We start from the raw sequence: 19,520 nt of genomic DNA on the forward strand, positions 1-19,520 counted from the left end.
TCGCCGTCGGTTGTTCCTTGCCGTTGCAAAGTTAGAAAAGAATGTTTATGTTTGTTTAACCATCTATACAAAAGTCCGATTGATAGGGGGCTAAACCAATGCCGCTTACAACCTTTAACATTCTACCAGATACTAGCATTCTTGCATCATCGAGTGTTGATACTTCGTTTTTCACAATCTTAAACAACAATGGCAAGATGACTAGATTAAACATCAAAAATCCTATTTATCGAGATGAGTTCCATTCTCATTTTTATATGCAACATCTTTATAATCAATACTACTCTCGTAGTAGCGTCTACAACGACTCGTTAAACATCTCTATTTGTGCGTTTTCTTTGCACGATTGCCTTGTAATGTCAAACTTGTCAACCTATGAAACAAAAACCTTGTTGTTTTCAGATATAGCGGAATCTGCTCCAAATATTATTGATAAGAATGTGGTAATTGACAATGTAAGCTATTTTTGCTTGAAAGAGGATGGAGGGTTTGTATACGGCTCCTACCTTGGAGACAAATTATATGACGAGAACTACAGTACTAACTATCCAGACCGGGTGCACGTATTTGATTGGAGCCTGAATCCAATTGCTGAACTAATATTCACTAGTCCAATCGTTAACTTTTCTGTTCACGAGAACCTAATATACATAATCACAACCAGCGATAGTCCAGAGGTTGTCGTTTACAAACTGCCACCATTTTTATCTGAAAAATAATGGCAGAATATTGCATACAGAATTTCAGAATAGATACTAGCAAAAAACTTCATGTTCTCTGTTTTCTGTTAGCTTCTTCACTTTTTAGTTGTATAGAAAATAAACCTGCAGAAGATTATAAACTATTAATACCTGATAGCTTACTCATAGTTAAGAGCAGTCAACTTGAAATCCATTATAGTTCTAAGCTCATCATCACTAAAAAATTGGCAATTATTACAACCATCTGGGGTGAGTGCCATATTTGTATGGAAAAGTTTGAACAATGGGAACAACTTTTGGCCAATCAGCAATTTAATGAAGTAGATATTGTTTACATAATTACTACTCCATATCCCGAATACTTTATGAAAGTATATTACCCAGAAGTAAATCACAGTGGGACTATACTTGTTGATAGTCGTGACAGGTATTTTACACTTAACAAGCTTAAGCATTCTACTCCATATCTAAATACATTTCTGGTGGATAGCTCTTTAAAAGTAATATTACAAGGAGAACCACTTAATAATCCAAGAATGATTACTAAGTATGAAAATGCTATTTTAGAATATCAGACTGACGATAACAGCCCAAACTAACAATCTAATTACCCAGATATCTGAATGAAAGTTTTGGATTTAGTTAAGTTCGGTGTAAGAGAGGGGTATTAATTTTCGAGAAAAACACAAAGTAACAATTATAAATGCAAAACCAATATAAACTGTAAAACTTTTCACCAAAACCCTATATTTGCACTAAACACCCACAAAACCTAAAAGATGAATCGCCTTTTTCTACTTCTCCCCCTTTTGGGGCAACTGCTTTGGGCAGCATCCTGCTCATCGAGGTAGCTCTTAACCAGCGCCTCGCTGCGCCTACAGAATCCTGAGCAACCCAAATAGGAAAAAACGTACCTTTAGAAAAATAAACACGCCCCACCACTAAACCACTACCAGACAAGCCATTAATCTTTCTGATTATTTAGAATCCCTCCAAATAGCAAAAATAGTTCACAAAACGTTGTCACAAATGGCCCAAACCAAGGATATAGGGTAGAGGGGCATGGTATCTCCCGGCGTGTGGTAAAAATTTTTATCGCTACGGGAAGAGTTTAGCCAATGGGCTCTTGCTATAAAATTATGCGCCGAAAATCAGCTATAAACTAACTAAAACCCAAACATTATGACGCTTTACAACCGTAAACTACAGGTAGCCATTGGGGGCAAAACCAGGCTGTTGCCACTTGACGAGATCCTATACGCCTGCTGGAAGGATGGGAAAACCATAATTCACGCCAGGGAAATCGACGGCCTTTGGCTTGCCAAGCCATTGAAGGAGGTGGAGGAAACGCTAGCTCCCTTGGGCTTTGCCCGGGTAAACCACAGCACCCTGGTAAATCTAAACCACGTTACCAAGCTACAAGGACACCCCGAGCGGTACATTTTGGTAAGCGGCACGCACAGAATTGACGTTTCGCAGCGAAAATACCCCCATATCCGCCAGCTGCTTACCCAACGCTAAACTGCAGTTATCGGTCCAAATGATGCACTTATCGCCTTTCGTGCTGCAGTTATCCATATTTGGCTGATATTTGGATGTTTACAAAACATCATTTACATTTATAACCATAAAAATGTGGGCATAAAGAAGGGGAAGCCAACAGCCCAACCAGCCCAAGCTTCCCCTTCGCACGCCCCTAACCTAAAAAGGAAAGGAGGTAAATTATGTTGTGACAAAGATAGCGTAAATTACGATGCAACCGCAAGTAGTGGTTGCTGGGCTCCGCACACAGCTATGCTGATTTTCCAGCGCAGCTGTTGCTGATGGAGAAAAATTAATTGGTAAGAAAAAAGCGCAATTACAATACAAAAAACTAATGATGTTTTGCGCTTGGTTTAAATTTAAAAAAATTAAAGTTATGAAGAAGAAAGTTTTAGTATTGGCAGCGGTGGCTGCAATGATTTTCGGCATATTTACAACCTCTAACAAAAATGACTTGCTCGAAGTTAACAAAGCATATGCAGACCCAACCAGTTGGGTTGCTTGTGTAGATTTTGGATTATGTTGGTGTGTTGAAGACGGACAAGTATTAACATTTCTTTACAATCCAATTTACATAAAACCAAAGCCTACTGTACCAACAGAAGCTGTTAATTAACCATTTACACTTTGCCAAGAGGCTGTTATTTTGTTAAAAGTCAACATTCATATTATATGTCAGACAAATAAATATTAAACCAGAAAACAGCCTCTTGGCAATATCACATCAAAAAAACTAATTTAATGATTTGGACAAAACAATTAATTCAATCGTATTTATTGGTTCTGGTGATCTTTACAATTAATTCCTGTGGGAAAAATTCTGAAAAAAAGACAATTGAAACTCTCGAACCATTTCCTATAATGATTGATATGGAGCAAAAATTAATTAAGAGCATAGAGCCTAATGATTTTAGAGAACCAGTTTTTAAATCATTGGACACCCTTTTAATCGTTCTGGACCGACGGCATGTCAATGGATTTATTCGAGTCTATAATAATCAAAACTTAGGCCTAATAACTTCTTTTGGTACGGTGGGCAAAGGCCCGAATGAACATTTAGGCCCGGGGGTTCTTCAAGTAGATCATTTCAATAAAAATATATGGTTTATGGATTTCCAAAAATTATCTTTTCACTGCATTTCACTTTGCAGGTTATTGGAGAGTAATAATGTAGAACCATCAATTTCCTTTAAAATTCCTCTAGAACTAATGCCAATTTTTAATTATACAGTTTTAAACAATGAAAGTATTCTAATCTCCTCTACGAAGGACTCTTCTATGCTCACAGAGTTAAATATGAAGGGCGAAATAGTAAAAACTTACGGATTGTATAAAGAGTCACGTAATGATCTACCTCACCAAATGCAATATAACTACTTCCATTACAAAAATCTTGCTTTTAACAAAAAATCAGGCATTGCCATTGGAACGTTCCATTTTCTAGATAAAGTTTTTAAATACAATACATCAACTGGAGAAAGCATGGAATATTATGGCAGAAACTTCTCCCATATTACTCCAACTATTCAAAATCAGAATATTGTTAATAGTTGGAAAGCATATACTTTACAGATTAGTCAAACAGAAAATTTCGTTTTTGCAAGCTATGTTGGAGATGATTATTTTTCGTCCTCAGGAGGCATTAATTACCCTCAAGAAATACATGTTTTTGATTGGGACGCAAACCCAGTTGCCCGATTGCATTTCCCTGACCCAATTATACACTTTGACGTAAACGATTCGGGTGAATTCTTTGTCTATGCAAACAGTCTGGAAAGTAATTTTCAGATATTCAAGTTAAACCTCGAAGATTTAAACTAAATCTTTCTCCAACTTGCACTATGTTGAAATCATACCCATCAATAGCTCTAATCCTAACACTGACACTATCAATCGTATCCTGTAAAAGCAACATGAATACTCAATGTGCCGACCAAACCTTTGCTAAAATATCTATTCCTGACTCTCTTTTCAAGATAGATGATGAGAGCTGCCTCCTTAAGGTAAATCCTAAAGTGATTGTAGATTGGTCAACAGCTGTTATCATCACCACCATCTGGGGCGAGTGCCACGTGTGTATGGCAAAGTTCAAGGAGTGGGAAAAAATCCGAGGTAAGGAGCCGTTTAAAGATCTTCAAGTGGTTTACATCGTAACTACCCCCTACCCCGATTACTTCTTAAAGGTTTTCTACCCCGAGATCAAGCACAGCGGCATTCTGCTTATAGATGATAGCGATAGTTTCTATTCTCTTAATAACCTGAAATACTCCCAAGCACACCTGAATACCTTTTTAGTAGATAGCACGTTAAGCATCATACTCCAAGGTGACCCGCTTGTTATGCCGGGTATGTTGGAACAATACGAGAAGGCTATCAAAAGCTATTTGGATAATTAACCCATGAACACCCTTTTGAAAAATTTGGTTTGGATTGTTTCAATCCTACTTTTTGTCCTTATAATTAGGATTTTTGTAATGGCTATTTACCTGGTGCCCACCCCCTCCATGGAACCAACCATAATGAGCCAAGACCTTATCGTGGCTATCAATCCCTATGTTCTAAAACGTAAGACCCCCGTAAGGAATGAGGTCTGGTTGTTCTCAAAACCAAGTGAATCCAACGATTCAAACTTAATTATGGTAAAGCGACTATATGGTACTCCCGGTGATACAGTCCAATTTGTAAGCGGTAATGTAATGGTTAATGGCATTGCTAACAATAAAGCTAAACTGTTGGCTAACACTATTTCAGCAGGATCGTTTCCCTATCCTAGCCAAAAGATCTTCCCCAACGACACTTCAGTAGTACCCTGGTCGGCGCTTGACTTTGGCCCCCTATGGATTCCCCAAAAAGGGGTCACCATTGAGCTCAATAAATTGAGCATACTATTGTACAGCAGGTATATCCTTTACGAATCGCCCAATTTATCCCTAACGCAAAATGGAATTATTACCAATGGTGACAGTGCGCTAACCGAGTACACCTTCACCAAAAACTATTACTTTGCCTGTGGTGATAATCTGGCTTTCTCTACCGACTCAAGGCATTGGGGACTTGTATCAGAGAGTCATTTGATAAGCAAAGCTAAGCGTATAATCCTCCCGATATACAAACCCATTTCAAACCTCAAAAGGATTTTCAAGCCCATTGAATAGTTTAAAAACAGGCAGTCAATAATTGCTTTAGATACCAAAACACTATATTTGCACTAAACACCCACAAAACCTAAAAGATGAATCGCCTTTTTCTACTTCTCCCCCTTTTGGGGCAGCTGCTTTGGGCAGCATCCTGCTCATCGGGCAGGGCCGATGGTGAGCAATCCACCAGCAACGAGCGCAAGAGCGCCCCAACCCCTGTAATGGTTACCACCGCACCGGCTACCATTAAAACTTTTTACCATGAGCTGCTGTGCAACGGAACGGTTGAGGCCGGACAAATGGCCAAAATCACATTCGAGGCGCAGGGAGTTATCGAAAGCATACCCATTACCAACGGGCAGCTTGTGAAGCAAGGGCAGCTACTTGCACAGCTCAATAGCACCGAGCAGCAAATGGCGCTGGAGCGTGCCCATAATGCCCTGCAACGCGCCAAGGTTGAGATGAGGCATGTGCTGCTGGGCTATTCCGATACATCGAACCTACCCCCACAGGTAATGCATACAGCCCGCATACAGAGTGGCCTTGCCGAGGCCGAGCTGCAGGTTAGGGAGCGGGAGCACAACCTTAGCAAAACGGTTATCAAATCGCCATTTGCTGGGCGGGTGGTAAGCCTGCAGGCCAAACCCCACAACCCCACCAGCAGCTACGAGTACCTTTGCCAAATTGTCGATGAGCAATCGCTCAGGGTTTCGTTCAGCGTGCTCGAATCGGAACTGCATATGGCCACGCTGGGCACCGAGGTTGAGGTGCACCCATTCTCAAATCAAAACCTTAGGGTAAAAGGTAAAATCACCGAGATAAACCGAATGGTCGATAAAAACGGAATGGTATCGGTTATTGCCAACCTTACCGATGGCAATCATGATATTATACCCGGGATGAACGTGAGGGTTCTGGTACGCAAGGCGCTACCCAACCAGCTGGTTATTCCTGTTGATGGGTTGGCACGCCGCCAGAATCGCGATGTGGTTTTTGTTATGCGCGACTCGCTGGCCTACTGGCAGTACGTAACCTTGGGGCCACGCAACACGCAGGATGTGGTAATTACCGAGGGCCTAAACGAGGGCGACCGGGCTATTGTGAAGGGCAACGCCACCATTGGACACGAAGCGTGGGTTAGGGAATGATGAATGATGAATGATGAATGATAAATGATAAATGTAAAATGTAAAATGAAGAATGAAGAATGTAAAAAACAAGAATACCCTATCCCTTATCCAACAACCAATCTCGTCACCCAGCCAAATATTAGCTATTTTATCTAGTCAGTTAACACAGACTAGACAAGTTGAGACGAGCAACTGACAACCCCTGCCTCGTCAGTCGAGCAGGGACAACCTATAACTAACATCCAAAATCCAACATCCAACATCAAAAACAAAAAAACCAAAATCTCTCATCCACCCAATGCACCCCTCCCAAAAAAGCACCTCCCTCCTTCCCTCCTACATCAGCTCGTTTACAGTTGTTGTAATTTTTGCGTTGCTGGTACTAGCTGGGATAACCATTGCTCCGCAGCTCTCCATCCGCCTTTACCCATCAACCCAGGGAACCAGCATTTACGTTTCGTACAGTTACAGCGGGGCAAGCGCCGAGGCGGTTGAGATGGAAACAACAGCTCCCCTCGAGGGGCTACTCTCGCTGGTTGATGGGGTGCAGCGGGTTAGCTCCGTATCGGGCGATGGCTGGGGTCGCATAACCCTAAACTTAACCCGCGATGCTGAGCCCGACATGGTTCGGTTCAAGGTGCTATCGGCCATCCGCGAGGCATACCCACGACTTCCACAGGGAGTAACCTACCCAAGGGTTAGCGCCCAAACAAGCAATAGGGAAAAGTTGGTACAGCTCCTCACCTATACCATATCTTCGGATATTAACCCTCCAGAGCTAAGGGAGATGGCCAACGATGTAATTGTTGCGCCCATATCGCTAATAGAAGGGGTTAGCGGCGTAAGCATTTACGGTGCCAACACCAACGATTGGTATATTGAGTATAACCCCGAGGCCATGCATCGCCACAGCATAACAGCGCAGCACATTGCACAGGCCATTGCACAGTATGGCTATAGCGTTGGCCTTGGTGCTGAGGCAACCGCCACTGAAAAATCTATGCCCTTGCTGCTCACCGGGCCAGGCATTAACCCTAAAAAATGGCACACCATTGAGGTAGCCAACATTAATGGTCGCATTATTACCCTTGGGCAAATTGCTACCGTGGAGCTGCGCGAGCGCGAACCCGATGGGTACTTCCGTATAAACGGGCAAACGGCCATTACGCTGGTAGTACAATCGTCGGACGAGGCTAACCAGATTGCCACAGCCAACAATGTTTATGCTGAGGTTGATATTATTAGGCAAAGCCTTCCGCCGGGCGTTGAGCTGCTAAAATCGCACGACAACACCACGCACCTGCGCTCCGACCTGCGTAAAAATTTTCTGCGCACCATATTCTCCATCAGCATTCTGCTGATATTTGTGCTGGTGGCATCGCGTAGCTTCCGCTACCTGCTGGTGGTGGCTGTGAGCCTTGTGGCCAACCTATCCATAGCCATACTGTTTTACCACGCCATGAAACTCGAGATACATATGTACTCGCTTTCGGGCATCACCCTGTCGCTTGGACTAATAATTGACAATACCTTAGTAATGGTGGACCACCTGCGCCATAGGCGAAATATGCTGGTATTTACTGCTATTCTGGCAGCAACGCTCACCACCATTGGGGCGCTGGTTTCAATATTTTTCCTAGAGGAGAGCCAGCGGGCAAACCTCACCGATTTTGCCTGGGTTATCATTGTCAACCTTTCGGTATCGCTGCTTATTGGCCTGTTCCTAATACCTTCGCTGGTGGATAGGCTTAAACTTGGCACCATTCAAAATTTACGGCGCAATGCCACACTCCGATTCAGGTACAAACTATCTAAGGGATATGCTTGGTTAGTATCAAATATATATCGATTTAGAAAGATAGCGCTTACCATTGGCTTGCTAGCAGTAGGATTGCCCATTTTTCTCCTACCCGACAAAATAGAAGAAGAGGGGTTCTGGCCAGATATATACAACTCCACCCTGGGCTCAAACACCTACCGAACATCAATAAAACCCACAGCCGAAAAGGTTTTGGGTGGTTCGCTACGGCTATTCTACAATAGCGTGTGGACCAAAAGCTTTTGGGGAACGCCAGAGCGAACCCGAGTGTTTGTGAGGGCTTCGCTGCCACAGGGTTCAACCCTTGAGCAGGCAAACCATCTGGCTGCCATTTTCGAGTCGCATATACTGGTACATAGCGAGGTGGAGCAATCCATTTGCAACGTGCGGGGAACTGGCTTCAATATCGAAATTTTCTTTACCCCCGAGCACGAGAATAGCTCGTTCCCCTTCGTCATAAAATCGAAGATGGAGAGCGTTGCCATTACCCAAGCCGGCGCCGATTTTTCAATCTATGGTGTGGGGCGTGGGTTTTCCAATGCCCTAGGCACTGGCTGGGCCAACTCGCAAATTAGGCTAACAGGCTACAGCCACAGGCAGCTAATGAGCTGGGCTCGGGTAGCAGCCGACTCGCTTATCAAAATGCCAAGGGTTGATAAGATATGGATTCGTGGGGGGGATGCCTACTGGTTTACCGATGAGTATCGGCGTTTCCTCAACCTCGACAACAGCTTGCTACTAATTCAGGGTATCCCGGCTTACCAAATGGCCAGCGAGCTGGCTCGCTTCTCACCTCGTAGGGATTTAATTCGTTACGAAACGGTAAATAGCAAAACATCAACGGTTCGTATAAGGCCTGCAAGGGATATGGTACCCTCCGATTTTGAGATTAAAAAATCGCCCACCGAGGTAAACGAGTACCAAACCCGCACCGAAACCGTTGGCACTTTCCGCGATGAGCTCACCAACGACCAAATTCACAAGGTAAACCAAGAGTACATTGTAACGCTGGCCTACAACTACATTGGCCCCGACAAGCTGGTGCAAATGGTGTTGGACAGGGAGATTGAACGTCTTAACACCATTCTACCCATTGGGTTTAAGGCGGGAAAGCGCCAGTATGCCTCGTGGCGCAAGGAGGATAAAAAGCAGTATGGGCTAATTGGGCTTATGGTGCTAATCCTTTTTATTATAACCTCGGTGCTGTTCGAGTCGCTTAGGCAACCGCTGGCGGTAATACTGCTGGTTCCGCTATCGTTTATTGGGGTGTTTATCACCTACTGGATGTTCGACCTCTCGTTCGACCAGGGAACCTACGCCGCCTTTATCCTGCTAGGCGGACTGGTGGTAAACTCGGCTATATACATTATCAACGAGCAGAATAACCTGAGGAAACGATATCCGAACGCAACACCACAAAGCATCTATATTCGGGCCGTAAACGCCAAGGTGGTTCCCGTATTGCTCACGGTGCTATCAACCGTACTTGGGCTGCTGCCCTTTGTGATGTTTGGCGAGGAGCCATTCTGGTTCTCGCTGGCCACGGGAACCATTGGAGGACTAATTTTTAGCATCCCGTCGCTGCTGCTGTTTTTACCGGCACTGCCTGGAGGAATGTTTAGGAAGAAGTGAGTGAGTGAGTGAGTGAGTGAAGCTGAAAATGACCTGACAGCGTGCGCAGCTCCTGTCAGCGTCTAATTAGATTGGTTGGATGGATGATTGACTGATTGACTGTCGTTTACGGCAGGCAGGGGTGATTGGGTGATTGATTGAGGCTATAGATGACCTGACAGCCCTGCCTGTCGCCAAAAGGGCAGACAGGGTGCAAAGCTCCCTGCAAAAGGTAGGCGTCTAAAGGGATTGGATGATTGATATTGGATAAACACAAAGCAAATCTCTTTTCCAAGCGGATAGAGTCATCCTGTTAGCAAAAAAAACCGCGTAGCGGCGAGATATTGGTAAAAGAAAGAAGGTCAAGAAAGAAAATCGGCGCACGTGAGTAGCTTGATTGAAACGAAAATAAACTTGCGCCGAAAATAAGATTGGATGTCAAAAGTAAAGTAGCATAACAAGAATTTTAATAAGGAATAACACTTGATACATAAAATACAAATCAACAGATTACACAAACCCGCTTACTACAGCCTATTGCAGGACAATTGCATCAAATTAATATTTGCGCTAATCTGTGCTAATTTGTGGACAGAATTGCAGAAAACATTAACCTATGGTAAAGTTCTTAATTAACCGTCCCGTTGCAGTACTAATGACATTTTTTGCCCTGCTTTTGCTGGGTATCTTCTCGTCGTTTCTGCTACCCGTATCGTTACTGCCCAATATCAATATCCCCGAGATAACCGTGAAGGTAAGCTACCCCGGCAAACCCGCCGTGGAGATGGAGCAGACGGTGGTATCGCAGCTACGTATGCAGCTGCTGCAAATACCTGGTTTGGACGATATGCAGAGCGACTCCCGCGATGGCGAAGCCACCATAACGCTAAAATTCGACTACGGCGTAAATATCGACTTTATTTTTGTTGAGGTGAACGAAAAGGTTGATATGGCCATGGCCGATTTGCCCCGCGAGGTTCCACGACCACGCGTAATAAAGGCCAGCGCATCGGATCTGCCCGTTTTTAATATCAATATACAATATGCCGATACGGGCAACCTTACCCCTGCCCATATGCTGGATCTAAGCCAGGTATCATCAAAAGTTATCCGTAAACGGGTGGAGCAGCTACCCGAGGTTGCCCTAGCCGATATCACCGGAACAACATCGCCACAGCTGGTTATTGAGCCCGATAGGGGTAAGCTGCGGGCTCTTGGAATTGGTGCCGAGCAAATACAGGCTGCCCTAAACCAAAGCATGTTTGAGCTGGGCAGCCTTAGGTTACGCGAGGGGCAACTGGTGTACGATGTGATAATTGAGCAGAACGTGGTACAACCCTCCGATATCAACAAAATCCCCATTAATGCTGGTGGAAGGGTATTCTCGCTTAGCGAGCTGGCAACCATAACCCTGCAACCTGCCCGCGCTCAGGGAACCTACCTTTACAATGGCAGTCCGGCCATTTGCATGCCCGTGGTAAAACACACCAATGCGCGCATGGGCGATATGAAAAAGGCCGTGGATAAGCTGATTGTCCAACTTAGGAACGATTACCCAGAGCTAAGTATCAACCTAAGCCACGACCAAACCAAGATTCTGGACTACAGCATTGTGAACCTGCGCAACTCGCTAATTGCCGGGGTGCTACTAGCCGTGTCGGTAATGTTCCTGTTCCTTGGCGATTACCGAAACCCAATCCTTATGGGCATAACCATTCCCGTTTCGCTGGTGGTGGGTATGATGTTTTTTCATCTTACGGGCCTATCGGTAAACATCGTTTCGCTCTCGGGGCTAATACTTGGCGTGGGTATGATGATAGACAATTCCATTGTGGTTATCGATAATATTACCCAGTGGCGCGCCCGAGGCACACAGCTACACGATGCCGTTACCAGCGGAACCAACGAGGTGATTCGTCCCCTGCTCTCGTCGATGCTCACCACCATAGCCGTGTTTATCCCGCTGGTATTCCTAAGCGGGCTGTCGGGTGCGATGTTCCGCGACCAAGCGCTGGCCGTAAGCATTGGCCTTGGCGTTTCGTTTTGGGTATCCATCACGCTGCTGCCCACCCTTTACTACCGCCTCAACCTAAAGCGGGCAGATAAATGGGTGGCCAAATCGGGCTTAATTCCTTTGGTAAGCAGCTACAAGGCAGGGTTCAACATGGTTTTCCGACGACGAAACCTATTTCTGCTGATTAGCTTACTGCTTATTGGTCTAGCCCCTGTGCTTTTCCTGAAGATTGAAAAACGCCAAATGCCCGAGCTAACCCGCATTGAAACGGTGGCCAATATAGCATGGGGTAGCAATATTAGCGTTGACGAGAACACCAAGCGATGCTCCGATTTGCTACGTGCCGTTGAGGGTGATGTGACCGAATCGGCATTCTTTGTGGGGCAACAGCAGCTGCTACTTGCCCGTGGTATGGAAATGGGCGAGAGCGATGCCAGTCTGTACTTTCGGTTTAACGGCAACACCACTATTGATAAGCTAAACCAAAGAATATTGGAGTGGGTAAACGCCCACTACCCCACAGCAAACCTGGGATTTGCCTTTGCCGAGTCGGCATTCGAGCGGATTTTCCCCGCCCCAGAGGCACGGCTCATTGTGAAGGTTACCGGTGGCGAGGGCGAGCTTATCCCCTCAACCCAAGCAATGGAAGGGCTAACCGATAAGCTACAGGCAAACTTTCCAAATCTTGCCATAGAGAGGGTTCCACAGCAAATGCAGCTACACCTTGTGCTTAACCCCGCCGCTATGAGTCTTTATAATATCAAAACAAACAGTGTGAAGCAAGCCCTTGAGGTGGCCATGCAAAGCAACCGGGTGGGCCGATTGGCTTTTGAGCAGCAGGTGCTGCCCATTGTTTTTGGCGATGAGCCAGAGCAAATGCAACAGATGCTAGAAAAGATAACCGTAAAAAATTCCAATGGCGTGGATATTCCCATACGCAACCTTGTGAGCACTACCGAGGAGTCGGGGTTTAGGAGTATCTATGGCGATAACAGCGGAGCCTTTATCCCCCTAAAGATTAATGGATCCGATGCCGATATTGTGCAATCGCACCAATATCTACAAAAAGTTAATACCGAGAACCAAAAGGTAAACCTCAGCTTTACCGGCGACTACTTCAGCTCGCAAGTACTGGTGTGGGAACTGGTTGGGGTGCTGCTGGTATCGGTGCTGCTGCTGTACTTTATACTTGCAGCCCAGTTCGAGTCGCTAAAGCAACCGCTTATTGTGTTACTAGAGTTACCCATTGATATTGCCGGCGCACTGGCCATTGTTTGGCTGCTGGGCGGCACGCTAAACCTAATGACCATGATTGGGCTTGTGGTGATGGGCGGTATTATTGTAAACGACTCCATTCTGAAGATTGATACCATTAACAGGCTACGCACCGAGGGGCTAACCCTTATGGATGCCATTGCAGAAGGCGGAAAGCGCAGGCTTAAACCCATTGTGATGACCAGCGTAACCACCATACTTGCGCTGGTTCCCATTCTGGTGGGGCACGATTTGGGCTCGGAGCTACAACAGCCCCTAGCCATTGCCACCATTGGCGGAATGGCATTTGGTACGCTAGTGAGTTTATACTTTATACCGCTGGTTTATTGGTGGTTGTACCGGAAACACGATAAATAATTGAAAACCCAACAACCATGCATAAATCAAAAGCCACTCTTATAACATTCCTGTCCTTAATCATTTGCTGCATTTTAGTTCAGTGTAAAAGCCCCGAAACAACAGAGCGGTTTCAAAAGCAGCGAAACAATGTAATTGATGTAAGCAACCGCATTGTTGATATTGACAACGGTCTTTTCTTTGGCCCATCCTTACTATCGATAAACGATAGCCTTTTAATCCTTAGCGAGCTAACTCTGCATGGTTACGATAAATGTATCCATATGCTCAACAAAAACACATTTGAGCATATAGTAAGCACAGGAATACTGGGCAAAGGGCCACAAGAAATTACCAGACCCGGCGATATTACCATTGAAAAGGATAAGAATATTTTGTGGGTATCGGACCATGCACGAAGGGTTATGTGGCGGTTTCCTCTGGATAGCGTACTCTCCAACAACAGCTATAAACCAACTGACTACATTCAGCTACCTGATGTGCTTGAATTGATTACTTACAGCTTAACCAACGACAGCACCATCATTGGGCGTTCGGTTGTGCCGCTTACCCACAACAGCTTTGAGATGGCAACCGCTAAGCTGAATACAAAAACCAAGCATATTGCTGAGTTTGGCTATGAAAACCCCAATGCTAAAGGCCGATGGGTTTCCAACTCGAGCTTTGCTCTATCTGTAGAAAATAACCTTTACGTAAATGCTCACTGGCATTTAGACCTGCTAACGCTTATCGATTTGGAGGGAAACCTGCTAGCCAATATTTACGGCCCGGGATGGGGCAAGGAGAGGTACAATCAGATCGATTTCTTTTCAAAAGTTGCATTAACATCCAAATACATCTTTACAACTTATCTTGGCGAATATGGATTTACATATGATGAAAACAATAGGCCAAGAGGGCTCAGCCCATCAAAAATATTAATATTTGACCTAAAGGGTAACTACCTTAAAACCCTTGAGGTGGGTGAAGAGATAGGCTACTTTTGCGTTGACGAGGAGAATAATCGGATTATAATATACTCCAATGCCAGAATGAATTCATTAGGATATATTAGCCTTAAGGGGTTGGTGTGATAAAAAGGTAAGAGATCTGTTAAAATGAAGGGTAAAAAGATAACACATGACATATCCATTATAATTGGTTTGCAAAAAGCCTATACGAACCGCTGCCACACGAACCGTTCCGCCAACTGGCGGAGAGTTTGGCGCAGCCAGTCGTCACGAATGGTAGGAAATACCAAAATAAATGCTTTTGCTAAATGAGCATAATAGGCATTTAACGAAAAACTAGACCAAACAGCAGTAGTGGATGGCTAAGTTTTTGCTATTGCAAACACCTCATTAGGTGAGCTATACGTCAGTTAGCGATTAAGAACTATTTCAATCAATTACCAGCTATCATCTATGTAGTAAAGCTACAAAACCTTAACTCCTGTTAAATAGTGCAAACAAGCACATTGTATGTCAACATATCTCACTAAATTTACTTTGCAATCCACCATAAAACTTATAGAAAAGCTATGAAGCGAATTATACTTTGCTTAGCCCTATCGCTTGGGCTTACCACAATTAGCCTTGGGCAAAATAAGTCTCTAAACAACAGGCAATCCTTTAAGTTAGGATACTCCAATACACCTGAATTAGCCAACTGGAGCAGCAAATTGATGAGTAACAACCTGTGGCTTGAGGGTAATTACGGACACCACAACTTTTTGGAATCGGGCATTTACCTAGGGTACACCAACTACACAAATTACGATGCCACAACAGGCCTAAACCAGAATATCCAAACCTACATCTCCAACGCATTTTTCTACGGCGTAAACACTAACCTTCAAATTTTACCGCTACTAAAACCTGCTCAAGAACCCCGACTCGACCTATACATCTCGGGAAAAGTTGGCCTGATAAGCTTTGTGGCACCTAAGGAGAGCGCGCTTAGTGGCAGTACCTTCGATGCAAGATTCTACATGGGGGCAAGCTACTTTTTATTTAGCAAACTTGGCTTGTATGTCGAGTATGGCTTTAGCAAAAAGGTTAAGCAAAACGGTTTTGAGCCAGGGTATAGGCTGGGAATAGCCATAAAACTATAAATTGCTTAAAAATGAAAGTCATGCTGGTAAAGCAACCTATAGTTGCTTTAGTGTTCCTTTTACTTGTGCTTACAGGATGTATTGATAAAGTTGACTCGCCTCACAGCAGCTTTAACCCAACGCCTGTGGTTAACAGCATTATTATTACCGGGAAACCAATTAAGGTTAACGTATCGCTGGCTGTTGGTTTGCAAGCACCAAAGGCTTCGGTTGTAGATAATGCCGAAGTACTTCTTTACGTAAACAATGAGCTGGCCGAACCCCTTGAGCATACTGGCAATGGGATATACAAATCGCAGCTGGTGGCTCAGGAAGAGACCGAATACCGATGTGAGGTTACCATTCCGGGCCATCCCACGGCAATTGGGTCAACATATATCCCTAAGCACAGTAAAGTTAAAATTACGGAGCATATAAATATTGCTGGAGCCGACGAGGAGGGATGGCCTTTTGCTGCAGTTAGGGTATCGTTTAGCAACAATCCCGATGAAACAACTTACTACCAAATAGCAATAAAAATAATACGAGAAGATAGGGTTAGAACGCAGCTACAAACATCGAACATTGTCGATCCGGTTTTACTCAGCGAGGGGCTCCCGCTGCTTGTATTTAGCAACCAAACCATACAGGGCAACAGCTACACCATGACCATTAACTACGGAAATGGACACAATATGTACATAAACGGGGTTAATAACCCCGTTTGGACCCTCGACCCAATTCAAATTGAGCTAAGAACAGTAAGCTACGACTACTATAAATACATAAAGCAACTTTACCTTTACGAGCAATCAACTGGCGAGCCACTCCTTACTCCCGGTGCAACATCGCACTTTAAGCTGCATAGTAATATCGAGAATGGGTATGGCATTTTTACAGGTTACTCTTGGGCAAACTCATCAATTCACACCCCTAAATAACATTTTATTGTGAAGATTATATACTCACACATTCTATTGGCTTTGTGCATTCTCCTAACACCACAATTGGCATCGGGGCAGCATCGCGTATCGGGTTTTATAAAGGATAGCCTTAGCCGCGAGGTAATGGTTGGTGCGCATGTAATTGATAGCACCCGAATGAGGGTTGTGGCAACCGATAATAACGGCTTTTTTAGCATCAGCATAAAAAATGGCAATGCCTTAACGTTCTCGTTTGTGGGCTACAAAACCAAAACGTACGTGCACAGTACAAAAACCGATACGCTATTGGAGGTGCTCCTAAGCCCCGCTAACGACATTGATGAGGTGGTAATTAAGCACACCAAACGGCTAACTCACAATATATCAACCCTAAGCAATGTGGAGTTACAGCAGCTACCTTCGCTGGGCGCCAAGCCCGATGTGATGAAGGCCATCCAGCTGTTACCCGGAATTCAATCGCAAAACGAAGGGGCAAGCACCGTGATGGTTCGCGGAGGCAATCCCGGCGAGAACCTTTACCTGTTCGACAATGTAGCGCTAATTTACGTAAACCATCTGGGTGGGTTTACCTCGGTTTTCAACCCCGATATAATTAACAATATCAACGTGTATAAAGGCGGTTTCCCTGCTGCCTACGGTGGTAAGCTATCGTCAATTATTGATATTGCCCAACGTGAGGGCAACGTGAACAGCACCAAGGGATCGTACAGCATTGGTATTACCGATGCCTCATTTGCAGTAGAGGGGCCAACACCAATAAAAAACACAACGTTTATTGTAACTGGGCGCAAAACCCTAATCGACCCTCTACTTGCTTTGGCTAGCCACTTATCGGGTGGTGGCGATTATATCATAACGTACGGATTTCACGATATCAACGGAAAATTCACCTGGCGCCCCGACTCCAAAAACTCCCTTAGCTTTAACCTTTACCAAGGCGATGATTACCTAAACTACTGGTATAGCGAAAAATCCTTGTCGGGGAGCGAGAAGGCTCGTTTGGCAAATGTTTGGGGCAACTGGCTACTCTCTACCCGATGGAGCAGGGTTCATAGCCCAAGGCTATACTCAACCCAAAGCCTATCGTACGTTCGTTACAGATTAAAACTCAGGCAAACCTATGAGAACACTAAACCTGATAACCAATACGATATCACCAGAAAATTTCTCTCGTCAGTACAGGACATCTCCTACAAATGGGGTTTTAAGGGTGAGGTTTTAACAGGATGGAAAATCGATTTTGGACTACAGTCGTCGCTCCTTAGCTACAATCCCAATAGCATATACCTATCAAACAACCCTACCGTAACAAACGAGCCCAAAATAAATGCTCTTGAATCGGCTATTTACGCCGACAATGCATGGGAAATTCCAAAAGTTCTAAACCTACGGCTTGGGGCAAGGCTGGTAAGCTATGCAACCAAAAATTACAACACAATTCGCCTTGAACCCCGAGCCAGCCTAGACATCAACATAAACACAAACCACTCGGTAAACATTGGGTACATGACCACCAACCAGTTCTCGCATCTGCTGTTTACCCAAGGCGAAATAATGAGCAGCGAAGTTTGGGTTCCGGCTGACAAAAGCATTAGCCCCGCATCAACCGAGCAGCTATCGGGGGGGTGGCGTGGTGTTTTTGCAAATGGAATGTTCGATGCCGAGGTTAGTGGCTACCACAAAACCTTGACAAGCATATCAACCTATGCCGAGGGATACAGCACACTTATGGGCGATGGTACTTGGCGGTCAAAGGTTGAAAGTGGTGGTGATGGTAGAGCATACGGTGCCGAAGTATTTATACGCAAAAACCAAGGCAAATGGACTGGTTTTGTAGGATACTCGTGGTCCAAGGCATTCCGAAGATACAACGGCATAAACGATGGGGTTGAATACGTATTTGAATACGACCGCCCCCACAGCCTATCGATGAACATCAGCCGAAAGCTAAACCAAAACCTTACGCTTAGCGCATCGTGGGTTTTCCAGTCGGGCTTACCCTTTACCCCAGTAATTGGGCGGCAAAACGTCCCAGAGCTAAGGCTTTTAACCGACGAGGAACCCGACTACTACGAGGCATTTGTATATGGCGAGAGAAATAGCGCCCGTATGAAGAGCTACCACAGGCTCGACCTGGCATTGCACTACAGCACCTACACTCGTTATGGCAATAAGGCACAATGGACATTTGCAGTTTACAATGCCTACAACCGGAAGAACCCGTTTAGCTACGTTTATACACATGATACCTCAATGGAAGGGAGCGTTCCAACCCCCTTCTTTAGCGGCAGAAACACCTACGAGCCCTTTACGCTGTACCAAGCAAGTTTTTTCCCTGTTATCCCAACGGTTTCGTACAAAGTGTTTTTCGGAGAACCCAAACCTGAGGGTTACACCCCACGCAAAAAACGGTCACTGCTCCAGAAACTTCTTTACCACTAAACAGGGGTTACTGGCGGCTATAAATTACCCAGAACTGCTCTGGCTTTGCCAGAGCAGTTCTGCTACCAGCAAAATATAACTAAATTCCTTTTTACAAGTTCCTAATCTTACTCACGGGTTGAATATCTGCTAAGCGAACAGTCAACCCGTGAGTAAGAGGGAAATCATTTATTTAAACTTGAATTAGGTTATTACCTGTCAACTGCGGTTAAAACATTCACAATAAGGACGGTATACCCCCTCGCCGTTGCTGCAAAAGCCACACTAGACGACTCGTGCAGTAACGAGGGCTCTCTATTTAGCCTTTGGCTAGTGGTTATGGATACGCTTAAGTGCAGTATGTTTTATAGCATACGAATGGGGGGGGGGGTAATAAAATATTTTTACTTAAATTTGTTACACGAAGTGATGAGGTATAACTCCGGTTAGCGTATCAACACATACCTTACAAAGAGATACAGTAAAAACTAAACACCC

The 19,520-nt window shown here is 44.6% G+C and carries 14 protein-coding genes; all 14 read left to right on the top strand.

What is annotated here, in order from left to right; translation table 11 throughout:
* Positions 1–356 precede the first annotated feature (356 nt).
* The 14 genes from G8O23_RS15635 (at position 357) to G8O23_RS15700 (ending at position 19,043) form a co-directional block, all read left to right on the top strand.
* A complete protein-coding gene (locus G8O23_RS15635) occupies positions 357–719 on the top strand; it encodes a hypothetical protein (protein WP_166366560.1) in 363 nt (120 codons plus the stop codon).
* Positions 719–1,300, top strand: coding sequence for a hypothetical protein (locus G8O23_RS15640; RefSeq protein ID WP_166366562.1), 582 nt, complete (start codon positions 719–721; stop codon positions 1,298–1,300). Before G8O23_RS15635 ends, G8O23_RS15640 begins: the two co-directional genes overlap by 1 nt.
* Positions 1,301–1,883: 583 nt before the next feature.
* Positions 1,884–2,222 (top strand): LytR/AlgR family response regulator transcription factor, encoded by a 339-nt coding sequence (locus G8O23_RS15645; RefSeq protein WP_166366564.1) that lies wholly within the window; start codon positions 1,884–1,886, stop codon positions 2,220–2,222.
* A gap of 397 nt (positions 2,223–2,619) precedes the next feature.
* Complete coding sequence (locus G8O23_RS15650; protein ID WP_166366566.1) at positions 2,620–2,859, top strand: hypothetical protein; 240 nt, start codon at positions 2,620–2,622, stop codon at positions 2,857–2,859.
* A 125-nt stretch (positions 2,860–2,984) separates the two neighbouring features.
* Positions 2,985–4,064, top strand: coding sequence for a BF3164 family lipoprotein (locus tag G8O23_RS15655; protein WP_166366568.1), 1,080 nt, complete (start codon positions 2,985–2,987; stop codon positions 4,062–4,064).
* 92 nt (positions 4,065–4,156) lie between these two features.
* Positions 4,157–4,639 (top strand): hypothetical protein, encoded by a 483-nt coding sequence (locus G8O23_RS15660; protein WP_166366570.1) that lies wholly within the window; start codon positions 4,157–4,159, stop codon positions 4,637–4,639.
* Between the two features lie 3 nt (positions 4,640–4,642).
* Positions 4,643–5,398, top strand: a complete 756-nt coding sequence (gene lepB / locus G8O23_RS15665) for a signal peptidase I (protein WP_166366572.1) — start codon at positions 4,643–4,645, stop codon at positions 5,396–5,398.
* Between the two features lie 77 nt (positions 5,399–5,475).
* Positions 5,476–6,528 (top strand): efflux RND transporter periplasmic adaptor subunit, encoded by a 1,053-nt coding sequence (locus G8O23_RS15670; protein WP_166366574.1) that lies wholly within the window; start codon positions 5,476–5,478, stop codon positions 6,526–6,528.
* A 280-nt stretch (positions 6,529–6,808) separates the two neighbouring features.
* Entirely contained in the window at positions 6,809–9,961 is a 3,153-nt protein-coding gene (locus G8O23_RS15675) for an efflux RND transporter permease subunit (RefSeq protein WP_166366576.1), read from the top strand.
* Positions 9,962–10,556: 595 nt separating this feature from the next.
* Positions 10,557–13,586, top strand: a complete 3,030-nt coding sequence (locus tag G8O23_RS15680; RefSeq protein ID WP_166366578.1) for an efflux RND transporter permease subunit — start codon at positions 10,557–10,559, stop codon at positions 13,584–13,586.
* Between the two features lie 17 nt (positions 13,587–13,603).
* Entirely contained in the window at positions 13,604–14,659 is a 1,056-nt protein-coding gene (locus G8O23_RS15685; RefSeq protein WP_166366580.1) for a BF3164 family lipoprotein, read from the top strand.
* Positions 14,660–15,105: 446 nt separating this feature from the next.
* The gene (locus G8O23_RS15690) at positions 15,106–15,678 is read left to right on the top strand and encodes a hypothetical protein (RefSeq protein WP_166366582.1); all 573 of its coding nucleotides are present in this window, start codon (positions 15,106–15,108) and stop codon (positions 15,676–15,678) included.
* A 20-nt stretch (positions 15,679–15,698) separates the two neighbouring features.
* The gene (locus G8O23_RS15695) at positions 15,699–16,598 is read left to right on the top strand and encodes a DUF4249 domain-containing protein (protein ID WP_166366584.1); all 900 of its coding nucleotides are present in this window, start codon (positions 15,699–15,701) and stop codon (positions 16,596–16,598) included.
* 9 nt (positions 16,599–16,607) lie between these two features.
* A complete protein-coding gene (locus G8O23_RS15700) occupies positions 16,608–19,043 on the top strand; it encodes a TonB-dependent receptor (protein WP_166366586.1) in 2,436 nt (811 codons plus the stop codon).
* The last annotated feature ends 477 nt before the right edge of the window (positions 19,044–19,520 follow it).

Source organism: Perlabentimonas gracilis (assembly GCF_011174675.1).
GTDB lineage: Bacteria > Bacteroidota > Bacteroidia > Bacteroidales > Tenuifilaceae > Perlabentimonas > Perlabentimonas gracilis.